Source organism: Tabrizicola sp. (assembly GCF_041911175.1).
Classification (GTDB): domain Bacteria; phylum Pseudomonadota; class Alphaproteobacteria; order Rhodobacterales; family Rhodobacteraceae; genus Tabrizicola.
The window spans coordinates 1-2787 of sequence record NZ_JAYRPN010000068.1 but is presented as its reverse complement, the minus strand read 5'-3'; the positions used below and the strand labels follow the sequence as shown (position 1 = coordinate 2787).

3 protein-coding genes are annotated in these 2787 nt (G+C 67.2%); 1 reads left to right on the top strand and 2 read right to left on the bottom strand.

What is annotated here, in order from left to right; translation table 11 throughout:
- Together ACE3P6_RS08840 and ACE3P6_RS08835 are read right to left on the bottom strand one after the other, a co-directional pair.
- Positions 1–827 (bottom strand): VOC family protein (locus tag ACE3P6_RS08840; RefSeq protein WP_374393886.1); only part of this gene is annotated, 827 nt, incomplete at its 3' end.
- Positions 828–914: 87 nt separating this feature from the next.
- Positions 915–1703 carry an enoyl-CoA hydratase gene (locus tag ACE3P6_RS08835; RefSeq protein WP_374393884.1) on the bottom strand — a complete coding sequence of 263 codons (789 nt, stop codon included), beginning with the start codon at positions 1701–1703 and terminating at the stop codon, positions 915–917.
- 129 nt (positions 1704–1832) lie between these two features.
- Between ACE3P6_RS08835 and ACE3P6_RS08830 the strand changes: the two genes are divergently transcribed.
- On the top strand, positions 1833–2787 hold a 955-nt coding region (locus ACE3P6_RS08830; protein ID WP_374393882.1), incomplete at its 3' end, for an MBL fold metallo-hydrolase.

Below are 2787 nucleotides of genomic sequence, written 5' to 3'. Positions count from 1 at the left end.
GGGTTCCGGTTGACCAGCGGGCGGGCGAACATGGGGTGGCGCATGGAGCGGACCTCGTGCTCGATGGTGCTGAGCACCTTGCCGGTGTCGAGGCAGACGATGTCCTGGAAGCGGTACTGGCTTTCGTTGGATTCCTCGGTGATGAGGCCGCGCTCGGCGAGCTTGCGGTGCGGGCCGGAGAAGTCCGCGAGGGCGACCTGGATGTGGTGGCCGTCGAACGGCACGCTGGCGCGCGGGGTTTCGCGGTAGAGCACGCTTTCGGAGAGGCCGATGGGGATGCGGGCGAACTTTCCTGCGTTGTCCTCGCCCACCGTGCCGCCGGACTGAACTATTTCTTTATAAAAACGAACAATTCCCTCGCTGGAGCCGGGGAGCGCATCGACCTCCACATAGGGCATGCCGAGGTTCATGCGGCCGAAGCGTTTTTCGTCCGGCGCGTGGACGCGGATGGCGTTGCCCCAGGGGCAGGTGACCTCGGTGGTGTCGCCGCTGCGGGTATAGGCGAACCTGGTGCCTTCGAGGCGGGGGGCGACGGCGCGCAGGCGGGCTTCCAGCGCGTCGGGGTCGGGGATGACGAGGCCGGTGGTGCCGCGCAGGACCTGGGCGGGGCCGACGGGGAGGTGGAACTGGCTGATGCCGACATTGACCCACATGTTATCGACGCCGACCTGGAGGTAGGGGTCACGGGTGAGGCCGAGGCCCTGGATGTAGAACAGGATGGCGATGCGCTGGTCGGGCACCCGGACGTTGACGTGGCCGAGTTCGACCATGTTGCCCACGTCTTGCGTGGTACGGTCGAAGACGGGCTTGCGGGTCTGCGCGTCCATGTTGTTCCTCCATCCTGGCATTTGCCCGGCAAAGTCGGGAAAGTCTTTTTGCTTCTTTTTCTTCAGAAAAAGAGGATTCTTGCTTGGCTAGGTACCGGTCCAGACCGGCGGCCGCTTGGCGAGAAAGGCGTCGATGCCCTCGGCAGCGTCGTGGGCCATCATGTTCCGGGTCATGACCGCGGAGGCATAGGCGTAGGCGTCGGCCAGCGGGAGGTCGGCCTGGCGGTAGAAGGCTTCCTTTCCGATGGCGAGCGTGAGCGGGCTTTTGGCGGCGATCTGGGCGGCGAGAGACTGGGTGGCGGAGGCGAGGTCGGCTTCGGCGACGACGCGGTTCACCAGGCCGATCTCGCGGGCGCGGGGGGCGTCGATCATGTCGCCGGTGAGGAGCATTTCCATCGCGTGCTTGCGCGGCACGGCGCGGGAGAGTGCGACCATGGGGGTGGAGCAGAACAGGCCGATGTTCACCCCGGGAGTGGCGAAGCGGGCGGTGTCGGCGGCGACGGCCAGGTCGCAGGAGGCGACGAGCTGGCAGCCGGCGGCGGTGGCGACGCCGTGGACCTGGGCGATGACCGGCTTGGGCAGGTTCACCAGGCGCAGCATCACGCGCGAGCAGAGCTTGAAGGTTTCCTCGGCGCTGGCCTGGCCGGGGCGGGATCGCATTTCGCGCAGGTCGTGGCCGGCGCAGAAGGCGGGGCCGCTGCCCGCGATGACCACGACCTTGACCGCCGCGTCGGCCGCGATGGCGACGAGCTGGGCGTCCAGCGCCTCCATCAGCGCCATCGACAGGGCGTTGCGCGCCTGGGGACGGTTGAGGGTGAGGCGGGCGATGCCGCCATCGTCCTCGCGCAGCAGGATGGGCTCGGATGGCTGGCTCATGGGGCAGGGTCCTCCGGCGCGGATGTTCGGCCTTTTCGGGCGCGCGGCCAAGCGGTTTGGTATGAGACGAATCTTCTCCCGGAGCCCCACTCTCTGGTAAGAGAGTTCGCATACAAGGAGCCTCAGAGCATGATTTTCCGCCAGCTCTTCGATCAGGTGTCGGGCACCTACTCCTATGTGCTGGCCAGCCGGCGCGGGGGCGAGGCGATGATCATTGACCCGGTGCTGGAGAAGGTGGACCGCTACCTGCAGCTGATGGCCGAGTTGGACCTGAAGCTGGTGAAGGCGGTGGACACGCATTTGCACGCCGACCACATCACCGGGCTGGGCGCGCTGCGCGACCGGACGCAGTGCGTGACGGTGATGGGCGAGCAGAGCAAGGTCGATGTCGTTTCCATGCGCATCGGGGATGGGGACCGGCTGACGATCGAGGGGCTCAAGCTCGACGTGATCTATACCCCCGGGCACACGGACGACTCCTATTGCTTCACGATGGGCGACCGGGTGTTCACGGGCGATACGCTGCTGATCCGCGGGACCGGGCGGACGGATTTCCAGAACGGGGATGCCAAGGCGCAGTACGAGTCGATCTTCAACCGGCTGCTGCGCCTTCCGGACGAGACGCTGGTGTTCCCGGCGCACGACTACAAGGGCGACACGGTGAGCACCATCGGCGAGGAGCGGCGGTACAATCCGCGGCTGCAGGTGAAGTCGGTGGACGAGTACGTGCACCTGATGGCCAATCTCGGCCTGTCGAACCCCAAGATGATGGACGTGGCGGTGCCGGCCAACATGAAGCAGGGGCTGGCGCAGGAAGCGGTGGCGGCACGGGGCTGGGCGCTGAGCGCGCAGGAGGCGATCCAGCTGGCCGGAGACCGGTCGATCGCGCTGGTGGATTTGCGCGAGCGGACGGAGCGCGAGCGGCACGGCATCATTCCCGGCTCGCTGCACGCGCCCTATGCCGATTTGCGCGAGAACCTGGCCCCGCATGGGCTGCTGAACGAGCTGGCCTCGGCCAGTGCGCGGCCGCTGGTGTTCTATTGCGCGTTCGGCGAGCGCTCGGCCATGGCGGTGCAGGCGGCGC

Coding starts and splice junctions, on each gene's coding strand:
- ACE3P6_RS08835 (WP_374393884.1), bottom strand. CDS start 1,703: ATGAGCCAGCCATCCGAGCCCATCCTGCTGCGCGAGGACGATGGCGGC.